General features: G+C 72.4%; 4 protein-coding genes. All 4 read right to left on the reverse strand.

The window, feature by feature from the left end; all coding sequences use genetic code 11:
* Genes FOF48_RS25875 through FOF48_RS25890 form a run of 4 tightly spaced genes read right to left on the reverse strand, consistent with a single transcriptional unit; the run spans window position 1 to window position 24,576 of the window.
* The gene (locus tag FOF48_RS25875; RefSeq protein WP_143905680.1) at window positions 1-5,427 is read right to left on the reverse strand and encodes a MupA/Atu3671 family FMN-dependent luciferase-like monooxygenase; all 5,427 of its coding nucleotides are present in this window, start codon (window positions 5,425-5,427) and stop codon (window positions 1-3) included.
* Entirely contained in the window at window positions 5,424-12,317 is a 6,894-nt protein-coding gene (locus FOF48_RS25880; protein ID WP_143905682.1) for a type I polyketide synthase, read from the reverse strand. The genes FOF48_RS25875 and FOF48_RS25880 overlap by 4 nt, the downstream gene beginning before the upstream one ends.
* Window positions 12,314-17,941: a type I polyketide synthase gene (locus tag FOF48_RS25885; protein ID WP_143905684.1), complete on the reverse strand. Its 5,628-nt coding sequence runs from the start codon at window positions 17,939-17,941 to the stop codon at window positions 12,314-12,316. Before FOF48_RS25885 ends, FOF48_RS25880 begins: the two co-directional genes overlap by 4 nt.
* Entirely contained in the window at window positions 17,938-24,576 is a 6,639-nt protein-coding gene (locus FOF48_RS25890) for a type I polyketide synthase (RefSeq protein ID WP_143905686.1), read from the reverse strand. The genes FOF48_RS25885 and FOF48_RS25890 overlap by 4 nt, the downstream gene beginning before the upstream one ends.
* Window positions 24,577-24,584: the final 8 nt, after the last annotated feature.

The raw sequence follows: 24,584 nt of genomic DNA on the forward strand, positions 1-24,584 counted from the left end.
TCACCGGGTCAGGCGAGGGGGACGTGCGGCGCCGGTGGCGGGCTGCTGCTGGCCCTGGAGGTGCTGGAGCAGCGCCCCCGCCTCCTCGTCCGAGAGGTGAGAGATGCTCTCGAGCAGCTTCTCCGGCTCGTCGCCCAGCTGCATCTGCAGGATGGCGAGTGACATCGCCGCCACTGTCTCGTTCTCCATCAGCGTCTGGATGGAGATGTCCACGTGGAAGGCGTCTCGCAGCCGGTGGATGAGCTGCGCGGCGATCAGCGAGTGGCCGCCCAGCTCGAAGAAGTTGTCATGGACGCCGACCTGGTTCACGCGCAGCAGCTGGGCCCAGATGCCCGCGACCGTCTCTTCGATGGCGGTGCGGGGCGCGGTGTGGCGCCGCTCCGGGGAACGCGCGGCCGCGCTCGGTGCTGGCAGCGCCTTGCGGTCCACCTTCCCGTTGGGCGTCAGGGGCAGGGCGTCCAGCACCACGAAGTCGGTAGGCACCATGTACGGTGGGAGCTGCTCCTTGAGGAAGCTCCGAAGGTTCGCCGCGTTGAGCTCCGCCTGTCCCAGCGCGAGCGGCATCAGGGCGGCCGTGCCCTGCGGTCCCCGGCGGGTGCGCAGCCCCGGCTGGAAGGCGTAGAGCATGTAGATGAAGACCCCGGGTTGCCGCGCGTCCGCCTCGATGATGACCGCGTCATCCACCTCCAGCTCGTAGCCCCGGGCCTTCAGCAGCTCGCTGGCCTCTTGCAGCAGCTCCTTGCTGTGCACCTCGAGGGCGAGCTGACCGATCTTCGGCCAGTCCTCGTCCCGGATGCCGCGCAGCACGTACATCTCACTGCGCTCCACGTCGATCTTCAGCAGGTCGATGCGCGTGATGCCGTGCTCGCGGATGACGTCCGACAAGGGGATGAGCGGGCAGGGGAAGGTCTGCGCGCGGTAGCGCTCCTCGAGCAGCGCGTCGATCTGCTCCTCCGTGAGCTGGCTGGCCGCGCGCTCCTGGGGATCCAGGTAGTGCAGGAACATGGAGCGCGCTTCCTGGCGATCCGCCTCCACGTCCGCGAAGCGCCCGGAGAGGCCGGACATGAGCGGGTAGAACGTGAACTCCGCCGTCTCGCGCTTGTCCGACACGCCTCGGTTGAACAGCTTGACGTCCAGCCCGTGCGCCTCGACGTTGGCCTTCAGCAGCTCGAACGTGGGCGGGATAGGTTCGAAGGCGTAGAGCGTCGGGTTGCGGCACTGCTGGCTCGCGAAGAGCGTGAACAGGCCGATGTTCGCGCCCACGTCGAAGATGACGTCCCCGTCCCGGTACGTGAGCCCGTGCTTCAGGTAGACCTGATCGCCGAAGACCTCCTTGGCGATGCCGGCGGTCTGGTGGGCCGTGTGGTGGAACACCGTCATCCCGTTGGGGAGCCGGTGGCGCGGACGGGGGTCGGGCGCGCCGCCGGGGCGCTCGGGGCTTGGGGGCCGCGCGCTGGCGGACGGGACGAGGTACGCCACGAGCCGCGTGTCGCCCGGGACGTCCTCGCGCGCCACGACCACGCTCTCCCGGACTCCCGGGTGGCGCTGGAGCGCCGTCTCGACCTCGCCCGGTTCGATGCGGAAGCCGCGCACCTTCACCTGATGGTCGGCCCGGCTCAGGAACTCCAGGGTGCCGTCAGGGCGGTACCTCACGAGGTCCCCGGTGCGGTAGAGGCGCGCCGCCGGATCGCTGGCGAAGGGGTCGGTGATGAAGCGCTCGGCCGTGAGCGCGGGTTGGCCCAGGTAGCCGCGCGCCACGCCCGCTCCACCGATGTAGAGCTCGCCCGGCGTTCCGGCTGGCACGGGCTGAAGCCGTGGATCCAGCACGTAGACCTGGGTGTTGGCGATGGGCCGGCCGATGGAGACGGGGCCGTTCAACGCCTGGAGTGACCAGGTCGTCGACCAGATGGTCGTCTCCGTGGGGCCGTACATGTTGAGGACGCGGCCCGGGACGAGCTCTCGCAGCTGCCGGGCCAGGGTCAGGGGGAGCGCCTCACCCCCCACGAGCAGGGTGTTCAGGGCGCGGAGGCTGTCGGCGCCTCGCGGGTCCAGGGTGATCATCCGCGCCAGCGAGGGCGTGCACTGCAGGTGGGTGACGCCGTGGCGGAGGATCTGCGCGGGGATGGAGAAGTCCGGGCGCGCGTCCTCGGAGGCGGCGCGGCTGCGCTCCCGGAGGGTGTTCAGCTGCTCGAGCCCCTTCAGGACCGTGCCCGGGTCGATGCCGAAGTCGATGAGGCACGCCACCTCATCCACCCCCAGCTCCTCGAGCTGTTCAATCATCGCGTGGCAGCTCTCCGGTGTGCCGAAGAGGCCGCTCTGTTCGAAGTAGCGGTCGAACGCACGCGAGAGCAGCGCGTCCAGGTCCTTTTCGCCGAGCCGCTGGGCGTCCTCGCCCTGGCCGAGGCTCTGCGCGAGCCGCTTCATCAGGTCGAACGAGGTCCGCAGGTAGTCGAGGAAGGGGCCCCTCACGGTGTCGCGGACGCTGTCGCGGTCCGCGCCCACGAAGGTGTGCATCATCAAGGTGATGTGGCCGCCCCCGGGGCCATGACCGTGGCGCTCCCAGGCCTCGCGGTACACCCTGAACTTGTCGCGCAGCTGCTCCAGGCTCTGGCCGAGCAGGTGGGTGAGGATGTTGGCCCCGAGCCGGCCCGCGAGCTCGAAGGTCTCCGGGTTGCCCGCCGCCGTCAGCCAGATGGGCAGCCGTGGCTGGAGGGGCTTGGGCCGCAGCGTCACCTCCACGTCCGCGCCGTTGGGGTCCTTCAGGTGCAGCGCCCCCCCGCTCCACAGCTCGCGGAGGGTCTGGAGGCCCTGGACCATCACCTGCTTGCGGTCCGCGTAGTTTTCGGGGGCCAGGACGAAGTCGTTGGCCTGCCAGCCGGTGGCGAGGGAGATGCCTGCGCGGCCCTGGCTCAGGTTGTCCACGACCGACCAGTCCTCCGCGACGCGGATGGGGTTGTGGAGTGGGAGCACGATGCTCCCGGCGCGGATCCGCACGTGCTGGGTGAGGGTCGCCAGCGCCGCCGCGAGCACCGAGGGGTTGGGGTACAGGCCCCCGAAGTCGTGGAAGTGGCGCTCCGGCGTCCACACCGCGGAGAAGCCGTGGGTGTCGGCGAACTTCACGGCGTCGAGCAGCAGCCGGTACTTGTCCTGCTGCTGCGTGCGGTGCTCCGAGTTGGCGAAGAAGAAGAGGCTGAAGTCGAGATCGCGTGCGCGCGCGGCGGGCCGGCGGGGGGCATGTGGCGCGGCGAAGAAGCTCTCCGTGTCGCCCTGGATGACGACGCGGTCGCCGCGCGTGAGGGGCCACAGCAGTTCGAGGATGGAGATGTCGAACGACAGCGTGGTGACGGCCAGCCAGGTGCCGCGCGGCTCGCCGCCGAGCTGCTGGTCCATCGCGGTGAAGAAGTTGAGGGCCTGCCGGTGTTCGATCATCACCCCCTTGGGGCGTCCGGTGGAGCCCGAGGTGTAGATGACATAGGCCAGGTGGTGCGGCCCGCTCAGGGGCTCGGGAGGCGCCTCCGGGTGGCGGGAGAGCGCCGCCGCCTCCGTGTCGAGGCACACCACGTGGGGCGCGGCCGGCAGGCGCTCGCGCAGCCGCGCCTGCGTCACCAGCACCGAGGCGCGGGCGTCCGAGGCGATGGTGGACAGGCGATCCGCGGGGAAGGAGGGATCCAACGGCAGCCAGGCGCCACCGGCCTTGAGGATGCCCAGGACTCCCACGATCATTTCGAGCGAGCGCTCGGTGCACAGCGCGACCGGCTGATCCGCCTTCACGCCCAGCGCGCGCAGGTGGTGGGCGAGCTGGTTGGCCCGGACGTCGAGCTCCCGGTAGGTGAGGTGCTGGTCTTCGAAGATGAGCGCGACCGCGTCGGGCGTCCGGGCCACCTGGGCCTCGATGCGCGCGTGGAGGTTCCGGTCGGCGGGCAGCGGGACCCGGGTCTCGTTCCGGGACACCACCAGCTCGTGCCGCTCCTCCTGGGTGAGCAGGGGCAGGGTGGACAGGGGTTGATCCGGCGCGGCCGTCGCGGACTCCAGCAGCCGCTCCAGGTGCCCCACCATCCGCGCCGCCGTGACGTGCTCGAACAGGTCGGTGTTGTACTTGAGCACGCCGAAGACGGCCTCCCGTGCTTCGATCATCTCGAGCGCGAGGTCGAACTGCCCTTCCTGCTGCGGCAGGAACAGCGGCTCCACCTGGAGCCCGCCAAGCTCCTCCCGAAGGCCCGGCTCCCCCGGGGTCAACAGCCGCACCACTCGCTGCGACGTGGACTGCGGCCGCTGGAACATGAAGGCCGCCTGGAAGAGGGCGGTGCGGCTCTTGTCCCGCTCCGGTTGCAGCCGCTCGACGAGCAGCGCGAAGGGGAAGTCCTGGTGCTCCAGCGCCTCCAGCACCGTCTTGCGCAGCTGCCCCACCAGGGCCCGGAAGGAGGGATTGCCGGACAGGTCTCCGCGCAGGACGACCGGGTTGATGAAGTTGCCTACGGTGCTGGCGAAGCGGCTCTCGCCCCGGGCGCTGCCCGCCGTCGGCGAGCCCACGAGGATGTCGTCCTGGCCGCTGTAGCGGTGCAGGAGCGCTTGATAGGCGGCGAGCAGCACGACGAAGAGCGTCGTCCCCTCCGCCTGGGCCAGCGCCTTGAGCCGCGCGGTCAGCTCGGGCTTGAGCTTCAGCCCCTGGGAGGCCCCGTGGTGCCGGTGCACGGGCGGGCGCGGATGATCCGTGGGCAGGTTCAGCGCGGGCAGGTTCCCCGCGAGCTTCTGCTTCCAGTACTGCCAGAGCCGTTCGCCGGTGGGGCCCGACAGCAGCTCGGCCTGCCAGCGGGCGAAGTCGGCGTAGGTGGCCGCCGCCGCCGGGAGCGTCACCTGGGTGTTGGCCCGCAGGGCGGGGTAGAGCCGGTGCAGCTCCTCCACCAGCATCCACAGCGACCAGCCGTCGAACACCAGGTGGTGCACGTTCAAGAGGAGCGCGTGGTCCTGCTCGGAGCGGGAGAAGAGGTGCGCGCGGAACAGCGGCCCCGCCTGGACGTCGAACGGCTGGCGATAGGCCTCCAGCAGCTGGCGCTCCACCTCCTCCCACGTCGCGCCGCTGGCGTTGACGTGCTCGAAGTGCGCCTCGCGGTGCCCGGCCACCTCCTGAAGGGGCTCTCCGTCGCGGACCGGCAGGCTGGTGCGCAGGGCGGGGTGGCGATCCACGAGCGCTTGCAGGGTCCGGCGCAGGGCCGTGACGTCCACGGCGGAGTGGATGCGGGCGCTGAACGCCACGTTGTAGGCCGCGCTCTTCGGTGCGAGCTGGTGCACGAACCAGAGGCTCTTCTGGTTGTAGGACAGCGGATGCGTGGCGCGCGTGCGGGACGCCTCCTGCCGCAGGAGCCGCTCCAGGAAGGAGCGTTTTTCATCGGCGGAGAGGCCCTCCAGGGGGGGACGATTCGTGCTCATGTCGTGGGGTCGCTTTCCTGCGTCTGCCGGGCCAGGAGGGACTTGAGCAGCTCCTCCACACCCGCATCGCTCAGTTCGTTCAGTCCTGCCAGGGTCTGTCCCAGGTCCTTCGGGGCCGGCTCGAGTGCTGGCGCGGCGGGGCGCGGCTCTTCACGCGCGGGCCCTGCGCCGCTGGGGGCTGGGGCCTCGGGTAGCCGCGCGAGCACCCGCGCCGCGAGCGTCGTCACGTCACCCGCCTCCAGGAAGTCCACCAGCGCGACGTCGATCTCCAGCTCGCTCTTCACCCGGCTGCGCAGCTCGAAAGCCATCAGCGAGTCCAGGCCGAGGCTGCTCAGCGGCTGCTCCACATCGAGCTGGCCGGGCTGAAGCATCAAGGCCCTCGCGACCTGCGCCTGGAGGTACCCGACGAGCAGCTGCTGGCGTTCACCCGCCGGGGTGTCTCGGAGTCGCCGCAGCGTGGCCGAGCCTCGCTCCTCGGCCCGTGGCGCCGCGACGGGCGCCGCGTCGTCGAGCTCCGCCAGGAGTGGCCGCTGCTTGCGGACGTTGTAGAGGGGCTTGAAGCGCGACCAGTCCACCCTGGCCACCGTGGCCTGGACCGCGCCCGTGCCCACCAGATGCGCCATCGCGGTGAAGCCCTGCTCCGGTGTCAGCGCCTCCAGGCCGGTCTGCTTCAGCCACTGGTCGAACCCGGCGTCGACCATTCCGCCTCCGGCCAGCAGGCCCCAGTTGACGGTCAGCGCGGGCAGCCCCTGGGCATGTCGGTCGTGCGCCAGCGCATCCAGGAACTGGTTCGCCGCCGCGTAGTGGACCTGACCCCGGCTCCCCCAGATGGAGCTGGCCGACGAGAAGGCGATGAAGAAGTCCAGCGGCTGCTTCCGGGTGAGCCGGTGCAGCACCCAGGCCCCCGCCACCTTGGGGTGCAAGGTCGCGGTGAGCCCTTCGGCGGAGGCCTCCTGCACGTCGCGGTAGGCCTCGCCCGTCACCCCCGCGGCGTGGATCACGCCTCGCAGGGGAGGCAGCGTCGTCCCCAGCTCCTCGATGAGGCGCCCCATGCGGGTGGCATCCCCCACGTCGGCCTGCTCGACCCGCACCGTGGCGCCGGCGGCCTCCAGCGCCTGGATGGCGTCGAGGCGCCGCCGCAGGTCCGTGGGGAGGTCCGCGTCCGTCCGGCGCTCCCGGGTGGGAAGCCCGCCGCGCCCCACCAGCACCAGATGGCGAGCCCCCTGGGCCACCATCCACTGGGCGAGCCGCAGCCCGAGGAACCCCAGGCCTCCCGTGATGAGGTAGGTGGCCTGGGCATGGAGGGTGAGCGCCGGGGCGGCCGTGGCGTTGGCGCGAGTGAGCCGCGCGCCGTGGCGCATGCCCTCGCGCCACGCGATGAGCTCCTCGTCCTCTGGCTCCCAGAGCTCGCCCAGCAGGGTCTCGGCGTTCTCCTGAGGGCTTGAAGCCGGAGACAGGTCGATGAGGCCTCCCCAGAGCTGGGGCTCCTCCAGCGCGAGCACCCGGCCCATCCCCCACAGCGGTGCCTGGGTGACGGCGACCGGGTGGGGGCCCCCGACGGCCTGCGCGCCGCGCGTCACGGCCCACACCGACGTGGACTCCTTGCGGCGTGCCAGGGCCTGCGTCAGGTGCAGCAGACCGAGGCTCCCGTGGCGGGCGGCCCCTTCCACCGCTGCGGTCTCCTCCGCCGTCACGCCGCGCTCGCCCGCGCTCGCCTCCAGCTCCCGGGCGTCGCGGACATCCAGGCTCCACAGATGCACGACGCGATGCAGGGGCGGCTGGCCCGGCTGGCGAACGGCCTCCAGCAGGCGGTCGAAGTCCCGCGGAAGGGCAGGGTCCACCCGGAGCACCCCTGGCTCCTCGGGCAGGTCCGGGTCGGCCGGGCGGACGAGGATGCAGGAGGCCCCGCGCGCACGGAGCGCGTCCGCCAGCCGGTGGCCGGTGCCCTGGGCGTCCGCGAGGATGAGCCAGGGGCCCGTGGCCTCGCGCGGGGGCGTGGAGGCGCGCGCCGCGCGGGCCAGCACGACCGCCTGCTGCGAGGGCTCATCGCCGCCGGGCAGCTTGGGGGCGAGGCTCGCGACGTCGGGGAAGCCACTCTGTCGCAGCAGGGACTCCCAGCGGTGGGTCGCCAGCAGTGGGTGGTCTGGTCGCAGCTCCACGTCGGTGAAGCGCCACCAACCCGGGGTCAGGCCGAAGGTCAGGTCCAGCCAGCGCACCGGCGCGGTGCCCTCGAGGAGCACGAGGAGACCTCCCGGCGCCAGCAGCCGCCGGAGGTGCTCCAGCGTCCGCTGGAGATCGCTGGTCGCGTGAAGCACGTTGGCCGCCACGATGAGGTCGTGGCGGTGCGGCTCGAAGCCCTGCGCGGCGGGCTCTCGCTCGATGTCGAGCACCCGGTAGTCGACGAACGCCCACTCCTGGAGCTGGGCCTTCGCCTTGGCGACGAGCAGCGGGGAGACGTCCGTGAAGCGGTAGTCCGTCCGGTGCGCCGGGAGGATGGGGAGGACGTGGCGGGAGGTGCCGCCCGTGCCTCCGCCCACTTCCAGCACACGGAGCCGGCGCCCGCCGGGGAGCGCCTGAACGGCCTCCGCGATGGCGCGCTGGACCAGGGTGTTCATCGCCCGTGCGCCCGGCGTGTCGGTGTAGATGGCCGCGGTCGTGGTGTCGTCCTCGGGGAAGAGGAGCGACAGGGGATCCCGCCGTCCCCGGAGCACGTCGGACAGCTGGGTCCCGCAGCGGTCGAGCAGGGTCAGCTCGGCCTTGATGGCGTGGGCGCTGGCCTGGAGTTCGAGCACCCGGCTGCGCGCGTCGGGCATGGGCGTCGCGGTGATGACCTCCCAGCCCGTTCCCACGCGGCGCAGGACACCGTCCTCGGTGAGCATGTCGAGGAGGCGGCTCAGCAGCCGGTGGTATTGCCGGGTCACGCCAGCGCGCTCCGCGAGGGCCTCCAGGGTCAGGTGTTCGCCGGGCCGGAGCGTCACGTCCAGCCGCGAGAGCGCCTGGAGCACGTACGCGCCGGACAGCGGTTCCAGCTTCCGCAGTTGCTCCGCGTAGACGCGGAAGTCCTCCTCGGCGAAGAGCGCGTCCACCTGGGGCGTGAGCCGTTCGGAGAGTGCCTGGGGATCCGGCAGAAAGTCCGGAGGAGGCTGGTGGCGGCGCTCGCGGGGACGCCAGGTGAGCTCGTAGAGGCTCTGCGCGAGGGCTGGCGTGAGCGCGGTGCCCAGCAGGGCCCGCACGTCCACGCGCTTGAGCATCATGCCCTCCACGGTGGCGACCCGCTCGCCCTCCTCGGAGAGCAGCGTCAGGTCCACGGTGTGCGTCAGCCGCCCCGTATCGAGCACGGGGCGGACGCGCGCGTGGCTCCAGAGCACGGGGCCTGGGCTCCGGTGGACGCGCAGGCGCTCGAAGCCCACCGGCAGGTACGGCTCGTTCCGGCCGTCGTCCTCGAAGGCGGAGGCCAGCACCTGAAGGCAGCCGTCCAGGAGCACCGGGTGGAGCACGTACCCCTCCGACCCTGGTGCTCCGCCGTCCGGGAAGCGGACGCGGGCCAGCGCTTCATGAGGGCGCCTCCAGAGCCGTTCAATGCCCTGGAAGGCCGGCCCATAGTCGACCCCGTGTTCCCGCGCGGTCCGGTAATACGCTTCGGGCGCGAGCTCGTCGCAGAGCGCGGCCTGGAGCGCGGGCAGGTCCACGCCGGGCAGGGCGTCGCCCGCCTCGCGGAGGCGCACCGTCCCGGACGCATGGAGCGTCCATTCCACGTCTTGCGCTCCCTCCGGCGCGGAGAGGATGCGGAAGCCGAGCGAGCCTCCCTCCGGAGGTGACAGCACGGTCTGGACGGCCCGGGTCGTGCCCTGAGGGAGGACCATGGCGTGCTGGATGAGCACGTCCTGCAACACCAGCTCGGAGGAGCCCAGGAGCGCCCCTCCGGCCGCGAGCGCCATGTCGAGATACGCGGCGGCGGGGACCACCGCCTGATCAAAGACGCGGTGGTACCGCAGGTAGGCCGGGGCGTCCTCGCTCAGCCGCGCCTCGTATTGGATCTCCCGCAGGGCCGAGCGCAGCCGCGCTCCGACCAGCGGATGCAGGGTGGGGCCCGCGGGCCGGGCTGGGGACACGTTGGAGACACTGGGCGCGGCGTCCGGCGCGGCCTCTCCGAGCCCGTCGAGCCAATAGCGCTGGCGCTGCCACGGGTAGGTCGGGAGGGTGACGCGGCGCCGCGCGAAGTCCTGGTCGAAGCCGGACCAGGAGATGGGGGCGCCGAGGACGTAGAGCCTGCCGAGCGCGTCGAGCAGGGCCTGCCACTCCTGCCCGTTGGCGCGCAGGCTCGGCAGCCAGGTGCCGGCGTCGGGAGGAACGCAGTCGCGTCCCAGCCCCAGCAGGGTCGCCTTGGGGCCGATCTCCACGAAGACGCCGCAGCCTTCGGCGTGCAGGGTCCGCATGCCCTGGGCGAAGTCCACCGGCGCGAGGACGTGCCGGCACCAGTAGTCAGCCGTGGCCACTTCGTCGCCCGCGAGTCCGCCGGTCACGTTGGAGATCAGCGGCAGGGTCGGGGGGGCGTACGTCACCTGCCGGGCCGCCTGCTCGAAGTCGGCCAGCATGGGCTGCATCAGCGGCGAGTGGAACGCGTGAGAGACCTGGAGCGGCGTCACGCTGATTCCCTGGGCCTTCAGCGCGGCGCTGGCCTCGCGGATGGCCGCCTGGGTCCCGGAGAGGACGACGCTGCGGGGGCCATTGCGGGCCGCGAGGGACAGCGCGGAGGCGTGTGTCGCGAGCAGTGGCGCGACCTGCTCCTCCTCCGCCATCACCGCGATCATCTCTCCGCCTGGGGGCAGCCGCTGCATCAGCCGTCCCCGCGCGCAGATGAGCTTCAGGCCGTCCTCGAAGCTGAAGACCCCGGCCACGCAGGCCGCGGCGTACTCGCCGACGCTGTGCCCCATCACCATGGATGGCTCGACGCCGAACTCGCGCCAGAGCTGGGCCAGGGCGTACTCGAGCGCGAACAGCGCGGGCTGGGTGTAGCCGGTCTCGTCCAGCGCCCCGTCACCGCTCGGCGCGAAGAGCGCGTCGAGCAACGGGCGCTCGAGGTGGGGCCGCACGACCTCCGCGCACGTGTCGAGGATCCGGCGGAACGCGGGCTGCGTCTCGTAGAGCTGCCGCCCCATCCCGGTGTACTGCGAGCCCTGGCCGGAGAAGAGGAAGGCGAGGCGGGGCCGGCCGGTGGTCCGTGCCTGCCCCGTGGAGAGGCCCGTGGACTCCTGGCCCGCGCGGAACGCTGACAGCAGCTCGCGCGCCTGCTCCCGCGAGCTGGCCACGAGCGCCAGCCGGTGGGCGTGGTGCGAGCGGCCGGCCGCCGCGGTGAAGCAGATGTCCGCGAGCCGCGCGTCCGTTGTGTCCAGGTGCGCCTCGAACCGGCTCGCCTGCTGCTCCAGCGCCTGGGGCGTGCGCCCCGAGAGCACCAGCACATGCATCGGCCGCTCCATGGCCGTCTCCAGCGCCTCGACGGGCGGCGCCTCCTCCAGCACCACGTGGGCGTTGGTGCCGCTGAAGCCGAAGGAGCTGACCCCCGCCCTGCGCGCGCCCTCCCGGATGGGCCAGGCCCTGGGCGTGGTGGGCACCTCCACGGGCAGCCGCTCCCAGGGGATGTGCGGGCTGGGGTTCTTGAAGTTCAGGTGGGGCGGGTGCTCCCGGTGCTGGAGCGCGAGCACCACCTTGATGATGCCCGCGATGCCCGCCGCGCCCTCCAGGTGGCCCAGGTTGGTCTTCGCCGAGCCAATCAGCAGCGGGCCCCCGGTGCGGCCCGGGCCGAAGACCGCTCCGAGCGCGCCGACCTCGATCGGATCCCCCAGCGCGGTCCCCGTGCCGTGCGCCTCCACGTAGTCAATCTCTTGAGGCGTGAGGCCTCCGCGGGCCAGGGCCTGCCGGATGACGGCCTCCTGTGAGGGGCCGCTGGGCACGGTGAGGCCTCCGCTCGGGCCGTCCTGGTTGACGCTCGAGCCGCGGATGAGCGCGAGGATGGGGTCGCCCGCCGCCCGCGCGTCACTCAGCCGCTTGAGGACGATCATCCCGCAGCCCTCGCCTCGGACGAAGCCGTCCGCGGCGGCGTCGAAGGTCTTGCAGCGCCCATCCGGCGCCAGCATGCGGGCCTTGCAGAAGGTGATGCCCACCTGCGGGGCGAAGATGACGTTCACGCCACCGGCGAGCGCGAGGTCGCACTCCCGGTTCCGCAGGCTCTGGCAGGCGAGGTGGACGGTCACCAGCGACGAGGAGCACGCGGTGTCCACCGTCATGCTCGGCCCCGTCAGCCCCAGCGCGAACGAGAGCCGACCAGAGGCCACGCTGAGCGCACCGCCGGTGCCGAAGTACGCGTCGATCCGCGCCGGGGGGACCTTCCCCAGCGAGGTGGCGTGCTCGAAGTTGCTCACGCCCAGGAACGTCCCCGTCTGGGTGCCATAGAGGCGCTCGGGGGGAATCCCGGCCCGCTCCAGCGCCTCCCAGGTGACCTCCAGCAACAGGCGCTGCTGGGGATCCAGGCTGTTCGCCTCGCGAGGCGAGATCCCGAAGAACCGCGGATCAAACCCATCCACGGGTCCCAGGAAGCCGCCGAAGCGCGTGTACATCTTCCCCGGGGCGTCCGGATCCGGGTCGTACCAGGCATCCACGTCCCAGCGATCCGGTGGCACCTCGACGATGCCGCTGCCGCCGTCGCGCAGCAGTCGCCAGTACCGCTCGGGGGTGTCCGCGCCGCCAGGGAAACGGCAGCCGAGCCCGATGATGGCGATGGGCTCGCGTCGGGCGGCCTCCGCGGCGTCGAGCTGGCCTTGCAGCCGCTCCAGCTCGACCAGGGCGTTCTTCATCAGGGACCGGTAGTCCCGTCCTTCTGCGCTCGTGCTCATGGCGCGCGACCTCGCTGAAGCGATGCGATCTTCTGGGACAGCAGGTTCGCCAGCTCGTCCTGCGAAAGCTCCTCGAGCTCCTCGGGGCGGGCGGCGTGCTCGGACTCGCCGCGAGGCGGCGCTGGGGCCACCTCCGGGACGGCTCCGGAGAGTTCGGCCAGCAGGTGTTCGACCAGCGCGTCCAGGGTGGGGAAGTCGAAGATGAGCGTGGAGCGCAGCGTGCGGCCCACCTGGGTCTCCAACTGGTTCTTCAGCTCCACCGCCATCAGGGAGTCCGCGCCCAGGTCGAAGAACCGCTGCCGGGGGCCCAGGTCGTCGGCGCGCAGCCCCAGCACCCGGGCCACGAGCGCCTTCGTCTGCCGCTCGAGCACCGTCTTCCGGGCACCGGGGGCCGCCGACTCGAACTGGCGGAGGATGAGCGGGACGGGCGCGGCGGGCGGGCTCTTCTCGCGGGTGAAGCGCTCCAGGAAGGGGGCCGCGCCCGGACGGGCTTCGAGCCTGGACCAGGTCGCAGGCAGGACGCCCACCTGGGGCGTGTCCTCTTCGAGCAGGCCGGTCAACACCTGAAGCCCCTGCTCGGGGGCGAGGGTGCCAAGCCAGTCCGAGGCGGCGCGGCGCTGCGCGCCCGTGGCGGCCATTCCGACACCGCTCCAGGGGCCCCAGTTGATGCTCAGCGCGGGCAGGCCGAGCGCGCGGCGGCGGTGCGCCAGGGCATCGAGGAAGGCATTGGCCGCGGCGTAGTTGCCCTGGCCGGGAGCTCCCAGCAGCGAGGCCGCGGAGGAGAAGCAGACGAAGAAGTCCAGGGACAGCCCACGCGTCAGCACATGGAGGTTCCACGCGCCCGCGGTCTTGGGGGCCAGGACCCGGGAGAAGCGCTCCCAGCCCTGGCGGACGAGGACGCCATCCTCGAGGACTCCGGCGGCATGGACGACGCCCGCGAGCGGAGGCATCCCGGAGGGCAGGGACGCGAGCGCGCCCGAGAGTTCATCGGCCCGCGACACATCCGCGGCCACCACGTGCACCCGCGCTCCTTGCTGGTCGAGCGCCTGGAGCGTGGTCGTCGCGTGACTGGAGGGCGGGTTGCGCCCGAGCAGCACCAGGTGGCGTGCGCCCTTCGTCACGAGCCACTTCGCCACCTCCAGGCCGAGCGCTCCGAGGCCCCCGGTGACGAGGTAGCTGGCCTGTGCATGGACGGCGACTTCACGAGGCGGCGGGGTCGCGCGATGCGCGGTGAGCCGTGCGACGAAGCGCGCTCCCTCGCGGTAGGCGAGTTGATCCTCGCCGTCCGTGGCCTCCAGCGCTTCGAGCAGCGCGGGGACATCCCCGGCGGATTCGCTGGGGGGAAGGTCGACGCGGACGCACGAGAGCTCCGGGTGCTCTATCGCGATGACCCGTCCCAGACCCCAGAGCGGCGCATGCTCGGCGTTCAGGGGCAGGGGATGGCCGCCCGCCGGCTGGGTGCCGCGCGTCACCAGCCAGAGGCGCGGGGCGCGCGCGAGCCCCGCCTGGGCCAGTGCCTGGATGAGGTGCAGGACGCTGCCGCAGCCCAGCTGCTGCGCACGCTCCAGCGCCGCGAGCGCGTCGGTGGCCTCCTCGCGAACGGGCGCCGCCGTGAGGCTCCAGAGGTGGACGATGCCCGCGACGGCCTTGCCTTCGACGGACAGCGCCTCGAACAGCCGCGCGAAGTCCTCCGGACGCGAGGGGTCGAGCTGGAAGTGGGCGCCGTCGAGCCTCGCGTACGACGCACCCGCGCTCACCCGGATGCCGTGCCCGCCCCGCTCCTTCACGGAGCGGATCAGTCCGTCACCGAGCGCTCCTTCGGAGGTGAAGACAAGCCACGCCTGATCAGGCGCGAGCGCGGGAGCCTTGCGGGCCGCGGGCGCCAGGGGCCGAGGCTCCCAGGTGGGGGCGTAGAGCCAATCCGCGTGGCTGGGGCGCAACGCACGCTCCAGCGCGCCGAGGCTGGCCTGCTGGTACTGGAGGCCTTCGATGACGGCGATCTCCTCGCCTGCCTCTCCGAGCAGGCGCACGTCCAGGAAGACGCTCGTGCCCTGCTGCCCGCGACGCATGCGCGCGTGGCACCAGAACCGCTCGCCCACGGGCCGCGCCAGGAAGCGGAACCGCTCGAGGCCGAAGGGGACGTAGGTGCCCTCATTGCCGCCGGGGATCATCCCGCCCAGGATCTGGAAGCAGCCGTCGAGCAGGACGGGATGGAGCTGGTGGTCGCGCACGTCACCCAGGGCGGAGGGCAGCCGCAGCTCGCACACGGCCTCCTCGTTCCCCCGCCGCAGCGACTGAATGACCTGGAAGCGCTCGCCGAGCCGGGCCTGATGCTGGCCCATCACTTCGTAGAAGCCGGCGCCGGAGATCTCCTCGCCGCAGCGCGCCCGTACCTCTTCGAGCGATGCGCGCTCCAGTAGTCCCGCCGCGCCCCGGTCCGGCCAGCTCAGGCTCCCGGTGGTGTGGACGGAGAAGGTCTCGTCACGCTCCAGGCTGTCGCCCCGGAGGCTGAGCAACTTGAAGCTGGCCTCGCCCCCGGCGCCCGGGGTGAGGACCACCTGGACGGTGCGCTGACCGGAGTCAGGCAGCGCCAGGGCTTGGGGGAACAGGACATCGCGCAGGGTGCAGGACGTGGCGCCGAAGGCCAGCTCCGTCGCGGCCACCAGCATCGACACATGGCTGGCGCTGGGCACGACCACGATGCCGTGGATGCGGTGGTCGTCCATGAAGGGCAGCGTGTCGGTGCCCAGCCGGGACTCGAAGCCGATCTCCTTGACGAGCGGGGAGCGCAGCGCGCGGTGCAGCAGCGGGTGGAGCGCGGGGCCTCCCGTGGAGGGACCCGCGCCGTGGGTGGGCTGCTCCGGGAGGTCGAGCCAGTAGCGCTGGCGTTGGAAGGGGTAGGCCGGCAGCGTCACTCGCTTGCGCGGCGCGCGCGACTCGACGGCCGCCCAGTCCACGGAGGCTCCCCGGGCATACAGCTCGCCCACGGCGCGGAGCAGGGCCGGTCCTTCCGGCTGCCCCTGGCGCAAGGTGGGCAGCCAGTGGTGCCGTGAGTCTGGCAGGCATGCCCGCCCCAGCCCCAGCAGCGTGGGCCGGGGGCCGATCTCCACGAACGTGTCGCAGCCCAGCTTCTCCAGCGTCTCCATGCCCGCGGCGAAGCGGACGGGCTCACGCACCTGGCGGACCCAATCATCGGGGGACGGGGGCGCGGCGGGATGAAGCGCTCCGGTCAGGTTGGAGACCCAGCCGAGGCGAGGCGCCGCGTAGCGCACCTGTCTGGCCACCTGGGCGAAGTCCGCCAACATCGGCTCCATCAGCGGCGAGTGGAAGGCGTGGGACACGTTGAGCGGCGTCACCCGCACCCCTTCCGCCTGGAGCGCGAAGGCCACCTGCCGCACGGACTCGGCGTGGCCGGAGATGACGGTGCTGTCGGAGCCGTTGAGCGAGGCGACGGACACGCGGTCCGCGACGGCCCTCAGCGCGGACTGCACGCGCTGGACGCTGGCCGTCACGGAGACCATCGCGCCATCGCGTGGCAGGGCCTGCATCAGCCGCGCCCGCGCCGCGATCAGCTTCAGGCCGTCCTCGAGGCTGAACACCCCCGCGAGGCACGCTGCGGCGTACTCGCCCACGCTGTGGCCCATCACGAACGCGGGTTCGATGCCCCAGGACCTCAGCAGCGAGGCCATCGCGTACTCCAGGACGAAGAGCGCGGGCTGGGTGAAGCGCGTCTCATCCAGCCGCGAGGCTTCCGCCCCCTCGGCGAAGAGAACGGGCAGCAGGGGTGCTCCCAGGTGCGGATGCAGCAAGGCTTCGCACTCGTCCACGGTCCGGCGGAACGCCGGCTCGGTGTCGTAGAGCTGGCGGCCCATCCGCGCGTACTGCGAGCCCTGGCCCGTGAAGAGGAAGGCGACCTTGGGCGGCGTCGCGCCATCGGCCGCGACCGCGGATGCGGCCTCCCGTCCCTCGCTGAACGCGGACAGCGCCTCCTGAGCCTCGGCGGACGTCGCCGCGGTGATGGCCAGCCGGTGCGCGAACTGCGAGCGGCCGGTGCCCGCGGAGTAGCAGACGTCCGCCAGGGGCAGGTCCGGGTGCGCGCCGAGATGCGCCGCGTAGGACCGCGCCAGCTCACGCAGCGCTGGCTCGGTGCGCGCCGACAAGGGCAGCAGGTGCGCGGGGCGCTCTTGCGTCGGCTCCCCGCCCGTGGAGAGCTCCACCGGGCGCGCTGGGATGGCGTCGGGTGACGGTGCTTCCTCGAGCACCACGTGGACGTTGGTTCCGCTGAAGCCGAAGGAACTCACCCCCGCGAGCCGGCGCCCCTGCCCCGAAGGCCAGGGCAGCAGCTCCGTGGCGACATCCAGGGGCAGCTGCTCCCATGGGATGTGCGGACTGGGCCGCTGGAAGTGCAGGCTCGGCGGGAGCGCTTCGTGCTTGAGGGCCAGCACGACCTTGAGCAGCCCCGCGATTCCGGCGGCGTTCTCGAGGTGCCCGACGTTGCTCTTCACGGATCCAATCACCAGCGGCCGATTCCGGGTGTGGCTCGCTCCGAACACCGCGCCCAGGGCCCCCGCTTCGATGGGGTCCCCCAGCGAGGTGCCCGTGCCGTGCGTCTCCACGAAGCGCACCTGCGAAGGATCCACCCCGCCGCTCTCCAGCGCGCCACGGATGACGGCCTGCTGCGCGGGGCCGCTCGGCACGGTGATGCCGCCGCTGGGCCCGTCCTGGTTGACGGCGGAGCCGCGGATGAGGGCCAGGATGGGGCTGCCGTCCGCCAGCGCATCCGACAGGCGCTTGAGCACGACCATGACGCAGCCCTCGCTGCGCACGTAGCCGTTCGCCGCGGCGTCGAAGGGCTTGCAGCGGCCATCCGGGGCCAGCATGCGGGCCCGCGAGAAGTTGACGAAGAGCTGCGGTGACAGCAGCAGGTTCACGCCGCCGGCCAGGGCCAGCGAGCACTCTCCGCTGCGCAGGCTCTGACAGGCGAGGTGCACCGTCACCAGCGCCGAGGAGCACGCGGTGTCCACCGCCATGCAGGGGCCCACCAGCCCGAGCGTGTACGACAGGCGCCCCGCGGCGACGCTGAGCGCGTTGCCCGTGCTCAGGTAGGCGTCGATGCGCGAGGCGTCCTGCGTGCCCAGCAGGCGCTGCGCGTACTCCGAGTTGCCGATGCCCACGAAGACGCCCGTCTGGCTCTTGAAGAGCCGCGAGGGGGCCTGTCCCGCGTGCTCGAGCGCTTCCCACGTCACCTCCAGCAGCAGCCGCTGCTGGGGATCCAGGCTCACCGCCTCCCGGGGCGTGATGCCGAAGAACTGCGGGTCGAAGCCGTCGACCCGCTCCAGGAACCCGCCGTGACGGCTGCTCATCTTCCCGGGCGCATCCGGGTCGGGGTCGTACCAGGCGTCGATGTCCCAGCGGTCCGCGGGCACCTCGCGGATGGCGTCGCGCTTGTCGCGCAGCAGGCCCCAGAAGGAGTCCAGGTCCCTGGCGCCAGGAAGGCGACAGGCGGCGCCGGTGATCGCGATCGGCTCGGCGTTGAGCAGCGCGGACTTGGAGCGCAGCTCCCGCGCCGCGAAGGCGAGCTTCAGCGGGGACATCTGCGAGATGCGTTGGGTGAGGCTGCTCATGGCGTCCCCTTCTCGTGCGCGGGGCGCCCGAGGAGTCGTTGCGAGATCTCCTGGTCCGACATGCCGTCGAGGCCATCGAGGAAGGCATCCAGCTCTTCGTGGGCCGGGGTTTCCCGTGGCGCGGGGGCCTCGGTCTCCAGCCCGAGCAACCCGGACAGGTGCTCCGTCAGGGCTTCGACGGTGGGGTGGTTGAAGAGCAGGGTGGCGCCCAGGTGCTGGCTCACGTCACCCTCCAGGGTGTTCTTCAGCTCCACCGCGGTGAGCGAGTCGAGCCCCAGGTCGAACAGGCGCTGGCGCGGTTCGATGAGGGCCCGCTCGCCCAGGCCGAGCACGCGGGCCACCTGCACTCGGACGTAGGTCATCAACAGTGAGCGGCGCTCGCTCGACGGTGTCTCCGAGAGCTGCTTCAGCAGCCTGGGGCGCTGCTCCCCCGCGGGCCTGGAGCCTCGGGTGAGCGTTTCGAGGAAGGGGGCTCGGGCGCGGTGGGGCGCTTCTCGCGCGAACCTCGCCCAGTCCATGGGCAGCACCGCCACCTGGGGAGACTCCTGCCGGAGCAGCCGCTCCAGCACTTCGAGCGCCTGCGCGGTCGGGAGGGTCCCCAGCCCATGGCTCTTCCAGCGCTCCTGCTGTCCGCCACCCACGCCCGCCGCCATCCCCACCTCCGCCCAGGGCCCCCAGTTGATGCTCAGCCCCGGGAGCCCCTGCGCGCGCCGCGCTCCGGCCAGGGCATCGAGGAAGGCATTGGCCGCCGCGTAGAGCCCCTGTCCCGGTGAGCCGAGCAGCGCGGCCGCGGAGGAGAAGCAGACGAAGAAGTCGAGCCGGTCCTCCGCCGTCGACTGGTGGAGGTTCCACCCTCCGGCCACCTTGGGGGCCAGCACGCGCCCCAGCCGCTCGGAGTCCTGCTGGCGCAGGACGCCATCGGAGAGGACTCCGGCGGCGTGGATCACGCCCCTCAGCGGAGGCATCGACGCGCGGAGGGACTCCAGGACGCGGTCGACGTCGGGGCGCAGGGCCACGTCCATCCGCTCCAGCCGCACGGTGACGCCCTCGTGCGCGAGCCGGGCCGCGAGGTCCTGGCTCTCCTGCGAGGGTGGGGACCGGGAGGCCAGCACGAGATGGCGGGCACCCTGACGGGCCATCCACCGCGCCACCTCCATGCCGAGCGCACCCCGTCCGCCGGTGATGAGGTACGTGCCCTCCGGACCCACGCCTCTCCCGTGGCCTGGGCTCGAGCGCACCGGCGATCCGGAGGCTCGCGGAGCCGTGGTCACGGGCTGCTCCAGCACCACCTTGCCGACATGGCGGGCCTGGGCCATGTGGCGGAACGCGCCCTCGGCCTCGCTCAGCGGGAAGACCCGAGCAGGGAGTGGCTGGAGCGTGCCGCGCTCGAAGCACTCCATCAGGTCGCGCAGCATGGAGGCGATTCGCGCGGGGTCTTCCTGGGCCACCTGTCCCAGGTCGAAGGGCAGGTAGTCGACGTCGGGCCTGCGCCGGTGGGCCTCGGCCGCATCGAGGATCCCCAGCTTGCCGATCTCGATGAAGCGACCGCCGGGCGCGCAGAGCGCGAAGCTGGCGGAGAGGAAGTCGCCGTTGAGGCTGTTGAGCACGACGTCCACGCCGCGCCCACCCGTGAGGGTCATCACCTGCTCGCGGAAGTCGAGCGTGCGCGAGTTCATCAGGTGCTTCACCCCGAGCGCGCGCAGGGCCTCCCACTTGCTCGGGCTCGCGGTGGCGAAGACCTGGGCACCCGCCCGCAGCGCGAGCTGGACGGCGGCCATGCCCACCCCGCCAGCGGCCGCGTGGATGAGCACGGTCTGCCCAGGGCCCAGCCGCGCCAGTCCGTGCAGCCCATGGTGCGCGGTGAGGAACGCGATGGGGAGGGTGGCCGCGTCGGTGTGGCTCAGCGCCGCGGGCTTGTGGATGACGAACGCGGCGTTCACCGTCACGAAGCTGCCCAGGCTGCCAATCGCCTGGGCCGCGATGACCTCGTCGCCGGGCCGCAGGTGCGAGACGCCCTCGCCGACGCGCTCCACGGTGCCGCCGCACTCGAAGCCGAAGTGCAGCTCGCCCGCCGTCAGCGCGCGGCCCTCCGCCGAGACCGGAGTGACCATGCCCAGCGCCTGGAGCACGTCCCGGAAGTTGAGCCCGGTGGCGCGGACGGCGAGCTCCACCTCGCCAGGACCTGGAGCGCGCCGGGTCAGCGGCTCCAGGCGAAGGGCCTCCAGCGCGCCCGTGCGGGGGATGCGGAGCTGGACCGGGCCGTCCACGGGCGCGGAGGGCAGGGGGGCTTCCTCCGGCCGGTAGCGCGCGAGTCGCGCCACATACCTCCGGCCCTCGCACAGGGCGAGCTGGTCCTCTTCATCCGGGCTCCAAAGCGCGTCGAACAGGGCCCGCGCCGTCTCCGCCTGCTCGTCGCCGGTGCCGGGTTCGACGTCGACGCAGGTGCACTTCAGCTCCGGGTGTTCGGTCGCGAGCGCGCGCCCCATGCCCCACAACGTCGCTTGATGCGGATGCAGCGCCCGAGGCTGCTGGGACACGGCCTGGGCGCCACACGTCACCAGCCACAGGCGCGGAGGCGCCCGGGTTCCGGCGACCAGCGCCTGCACGAGGTGCAGCAGTCCTTCGCAGCCCAGCGACTGGGGAAGCGGCTCGGGCCCCGACGCGTCGGCGGGCCAGAGGTACGCCACCCCACGCAGGGGCGGCAGGCCGGGCGCCGTGAGCTCCCCGAGCAGCCGCGCGAAGTCCTCCGGCCGCGAGGGGTCGACGCGGTAGTCCTCCGGACCGACCTGTTCCCATGCGCCCGCTGGCTCCACACGGACACAGGCTTCGCCCTGGGCTCGCAACCGCCGCTGGAGCTCCAGCCCGATGGCGCCATGGCTGAAGAGCAGCCAGCGGCCGTGCGCGGTGGTCGGAAGGCGTGCCTCGGGTGGCTTCTCCTGCCAGCGGACCTCGTGCAGCCAGCGCTCTGTCTCCGCGTGCTGGGACGTGAGCGTGTCGCGCTCCACCCGAACGATGGAGAGCCGTTCGATCTCCGCGATGGGAGTCCCATCGGAGGCGACCAGGTGCAGGTCGGCCACGAGCCGGGAGGGACCGGCCTCCTCCACCCGCCCCACGCGCGCCTTGCACACCAGGCTGGTGCCAGGACGGTGGTGGAGGCGGAGCCGTCCGAATCCCGCCGGGAGATAGGTCCCCTCCGCACCCCGGTCCGCCATGGGCGCACCGAGCACTTGCAGGCACGCATCCAGCAGCACCGGGTGCAGGAGGTAGGGCTCGGCGTCGAGCGCGAGCACCTCCGGAAGGCGGATCCGTCCCACGGCCTCCACGTCATTGCGCGAGAGCCGTTCGAGCGCCTGGAAGCCCGGGCCGTAGTCGAGGCCCTGCTCGCGGCACGTCTGGTAGTAGCGGCTGACGTCCAGCGGCTGTCCCGCGTCCGCTTCCCAGGCGGCGACGTTCACCGCGGGGGGCGCTGCCTCATGGAGCGCGCGCAGCCGTCCGCTCGCGTGGAGCGTCCAGGTGGGCTCGTCGTCCGGTGTTTCGGCCCGCGTGCTGTGGACCTGGAACGAGGCGGTCGCGTCGTCCTCGGGCGTGAGGATGAGCTGGAGCGTCACCTCACCGCCCAGGTGCAGCGCCTTCTGGAAGGACACGTCCTCCAGCTCCAGACGGGGTGTGCCGAGCCAGGAGGCCCCCGCGGCCAGCGCCAGCTCGACATAGCCAGCCCCGGGGAAGACCGGGGTCCCGAGCACGCGGTGATCGCCCAGGAAGCCTGGGGTCTCCGGGCCCACCCGGGCCTCGAACAGCCGCTGCCGCAGGGCGGAGGGCACGCGCTGGCCCAGGAGCGGGTGGGCCGTTCGGGGGGCGTGCGGGGCGGTGGACCTTCCCGGGCGCGCGGAGGGCGGGGACTCCACCCAGAAGCGCTGCCGCTGGAAGGGATAGGTCGGCAACGCGATCCGGCGGCGCGAGTAGCCGCTGTCGAAGCCCACCCAGTCCACGGGCACACCCCGGCCGTAGAGCTCCTGGAGACTCTGGAGCGTCACCTGCCAATCGCGCCTTCCCTTGGACAGCGACGGGAGCCATGCGCATCGCCCGTCCGGGTCCAGCTGGCGGCCCAGCTCCGAGAGGACCGGCTTGGGGCCCAGCTCCAGGAACAGCTCGCACTCGCGCTCCCGCAGCGCCGCCACGCTCGCCGCGAAGCGGACGGGAGCCCGCACGTGCTGGACCCAGTAGTCGCGGCCCAGCTGGTGTTTCGTCGCCGGCAGTCCCGTGAGGTTGGAGATGAGCGTGATTCGCGGCGGTGAGAAGGTCACCCGCGCCGCCGCCTGCTCGAAGGCCGCCAGCATCGGCTCCATCAGCGGCGAGTGGAAGGCGTGGGAGGTGTTCAACGGCCGCGAGCCCACCCCGTGGCGGCCAAGCTCCGCGAGCACCTGCTGGAGCGCTTCGCGCCGACCCGAGAGGACCACGTCGCGAGGCCCGTTCACGGCGGCGATCGCCAGCTCGCGGGCATGGGGCCGGAGGGCTTCGGCCACCCGTGCCTCGTCCGCGAACACCGCGGCCATGGCTCCATCCCGGGGCAGCTCCTGCATCAGGCGCCCCCGCCGGGCAATCAGTCGCAGCCCCTCCTCCAGGCTGAACACCCCCGCGACACAGGCGGCCACGTACTCGCCCACGCTGTGCCCGGCGACCGTGGATGGCTCGACGCCCCACGACCGCCAGAGCGCCGCCAGCGCGTACTCGAGCGCGAAGAGGGCCGGCTGCGTGTAGGCCGTCTCGTCGATGGGAGACGTCGCGCCAGGAGCCGGGTAGAGCACCTCCAGCAGCGGCCGATCCAGCTCGTCGCGGAGCAGCTCCTGGCACTGCTCGAGCGTGCGCCGGAAGACCGGCTGCGTCTCGTACAGCTCCCGTCCCATGCCCGGGTACTGCGAGCCCTGGCCCGTGAAGAGGAAGGCGATCCGCGGGGCGCCGGTCTCCGGGACATGCGTCCGGAGGCTGCCCTGTGCGGACCCTCCGCGCTGAAGCTCGGCGAGCCGGGCGCGCAGCTCCTCGGAGGAGCCCGCCGCCACGCTCAGTCGATGGCGGAAGTGCGCGCGTCCCGCGTTGGCCGTGAAGCACAGGTCCCCGAGCGGTGCATCGGGGGTGTTCTCCAGGTGGGTCGCGTACCTCGCCACGAGCGCGTCCAGGGCGGGCTCGCCGCGCGCGGACAGGGTCAACACGTTCAAGGGCCGCTCGGGGCCGGCTCGCGGGGCGGCGTGCTCCGGCGCCTCCTCCAGGAGGACGTGCGCGTTGGTGCCGCTGATTCCGAACGAGCTGACGCCCGCGACGAGACGCTCCCCGCTCACGGGGAAGCGCGTGGGCGTGGTGGGGATCCGGATGGGAAGCTCCGCCCAGGGCAGGTGCGGCGTCGGCTGCTTCAGGTGGAGGTGCGGGGGGATGAGCCGGTGCTGGAGTCCCAGCACGACCTTGATGAGCCCCGCCACGCCGGCCGCGGCCTCGAGGTGGCCGATGTTCGTCTTCACCGACCCGATGAGCAGCGGCTGGTCCAGCGTGCGTCCCTCGCCCAGCGCGGCCGCCAGCGCGCGGACCTCGATGGGATCGCCCAGCGAGGTCCCCGTGCCGTGGGCCTCGACGTAGGACACCCGCGAGGGCGGGACGCCTGCGGTGCGCAGCGCCTCGCGGATCAGCGCCTGCTGCGCCTCTCCATTGGGGACGGTGAAGCCGCTGCTCGGGCCGTCATGGTTGACGGCGGATCCGCGGATGACCCCGAGGATGCGGTCGCCCGCTTCGAGCGCCTTGGACAGGCGCTTGAGCACCACCATGCCGCAGCCCTCGCCACGGCCGTACCCATCCGCCGAGGCGTCGAACGTCTTGCACCGGCCGTCGGGAGCGAGCGCCCGCGTCCGCGACAGGAAGACGGTGATCTCCGGGGCCAGGATGCGCTGCACCCCTCCCACGAGGGCCAGCTCGCACTCTCCGGTGCGCAGGCTCTGGCTGGCCAGATGCACCGCCACCAGCGAGGACGAGCACGCGGTGTCCACGGCCATGTTGGGGCCCTGGAGGCCGAGCACGTGGGACAGGCGTCCGGAGGCGAAGCAGAAGCCGTTGCCCGTGCCCGCGTAGGCGCTGATGCGGGTCGGGTCTCCCGCCAGGAGCTGGAGGTGCGTGTAGTCGTTCTGGCCGATGCCGATGAAGACGCCCGTCCGGCTGCGTGAGAGCTGCTGGGGGGAGTACCCCGCGTCCTCCAGCGCCTCCCAGGTCACCTCCAGCAGGAGCCGCTGCTGGGGGTCGAGGCTGTTGGCCTCGCGCGGGGAGAGGCCGAAGAAGGAGGCGTCGAAGAGGTGCGGATCCGGCACGAAGGCGCCCTGCCGCGTGTAGATCTTCCCGGGCGCCTCCGGGTTCGGGTCGTAGTACGCGTCCACGTCCCAGCGGTCCGAGGGGATCTCGCCGACCGCGTCCACGCCCTCGCGGAGCAGCCGCCAGAAGCGCTCCGGGGTGTCCGCGCCTCCTGGGAAGCGGCAGCCCATGCCGATGATGGCGATGGGCTCCGTCCGGGCGCGCTCGGCGGCGTCGAGCCGGGCCTGAAGCTGCTCGAGGGCCAGGTATGCCTGCTTCAGCGGCGAGAGGTTGCCTTGCGGTGGCGACATGGTGCGGG

Origin of the sequence: Corallococcus sp. Z5C101001, assembly GCF_007352635.1 — a bacterium.
GTDB classification, from domain to species: Bacteria; Myxococcota; Myxococcia; order Myxococcales; family Myxococcaceae; genus Corallococcus; species Corallococcus silvisoli.

Bases quoted from the DNA above. Each gene is read 5' to 3' on its own strand.
- FOF48_RS25880 (WP_143905682.1), bottom strand. From the start codon at position 12,317: ATGAGCACGAGCGCAGAAGGACGGGACTACCGGTCCCTGATGAAGAAC.
- FOF48_RS25890 (WP_143905686.1), bottom strand. From the start codon at position 24,576: ATGTCGCCACCGCAAGGCAACCTCTCGCCGCTGAAGCAGGCATACCTG.
- FOF48_RS25875 (WP_143905680.1), bottom strand. From the start codon at position 5,427: ATGAGCACGAATCGTCCCCCCCTGGAGGGCCTCTCCGCCGATGAAAAA.
- FOF48_RS25885 (WP_143905684.1), bottom strand. From the start codon at position 17,941: ATGAGCAGCCTCACCCAACGCATCTCGCAGATGTCCCCGCTGAAGCTC.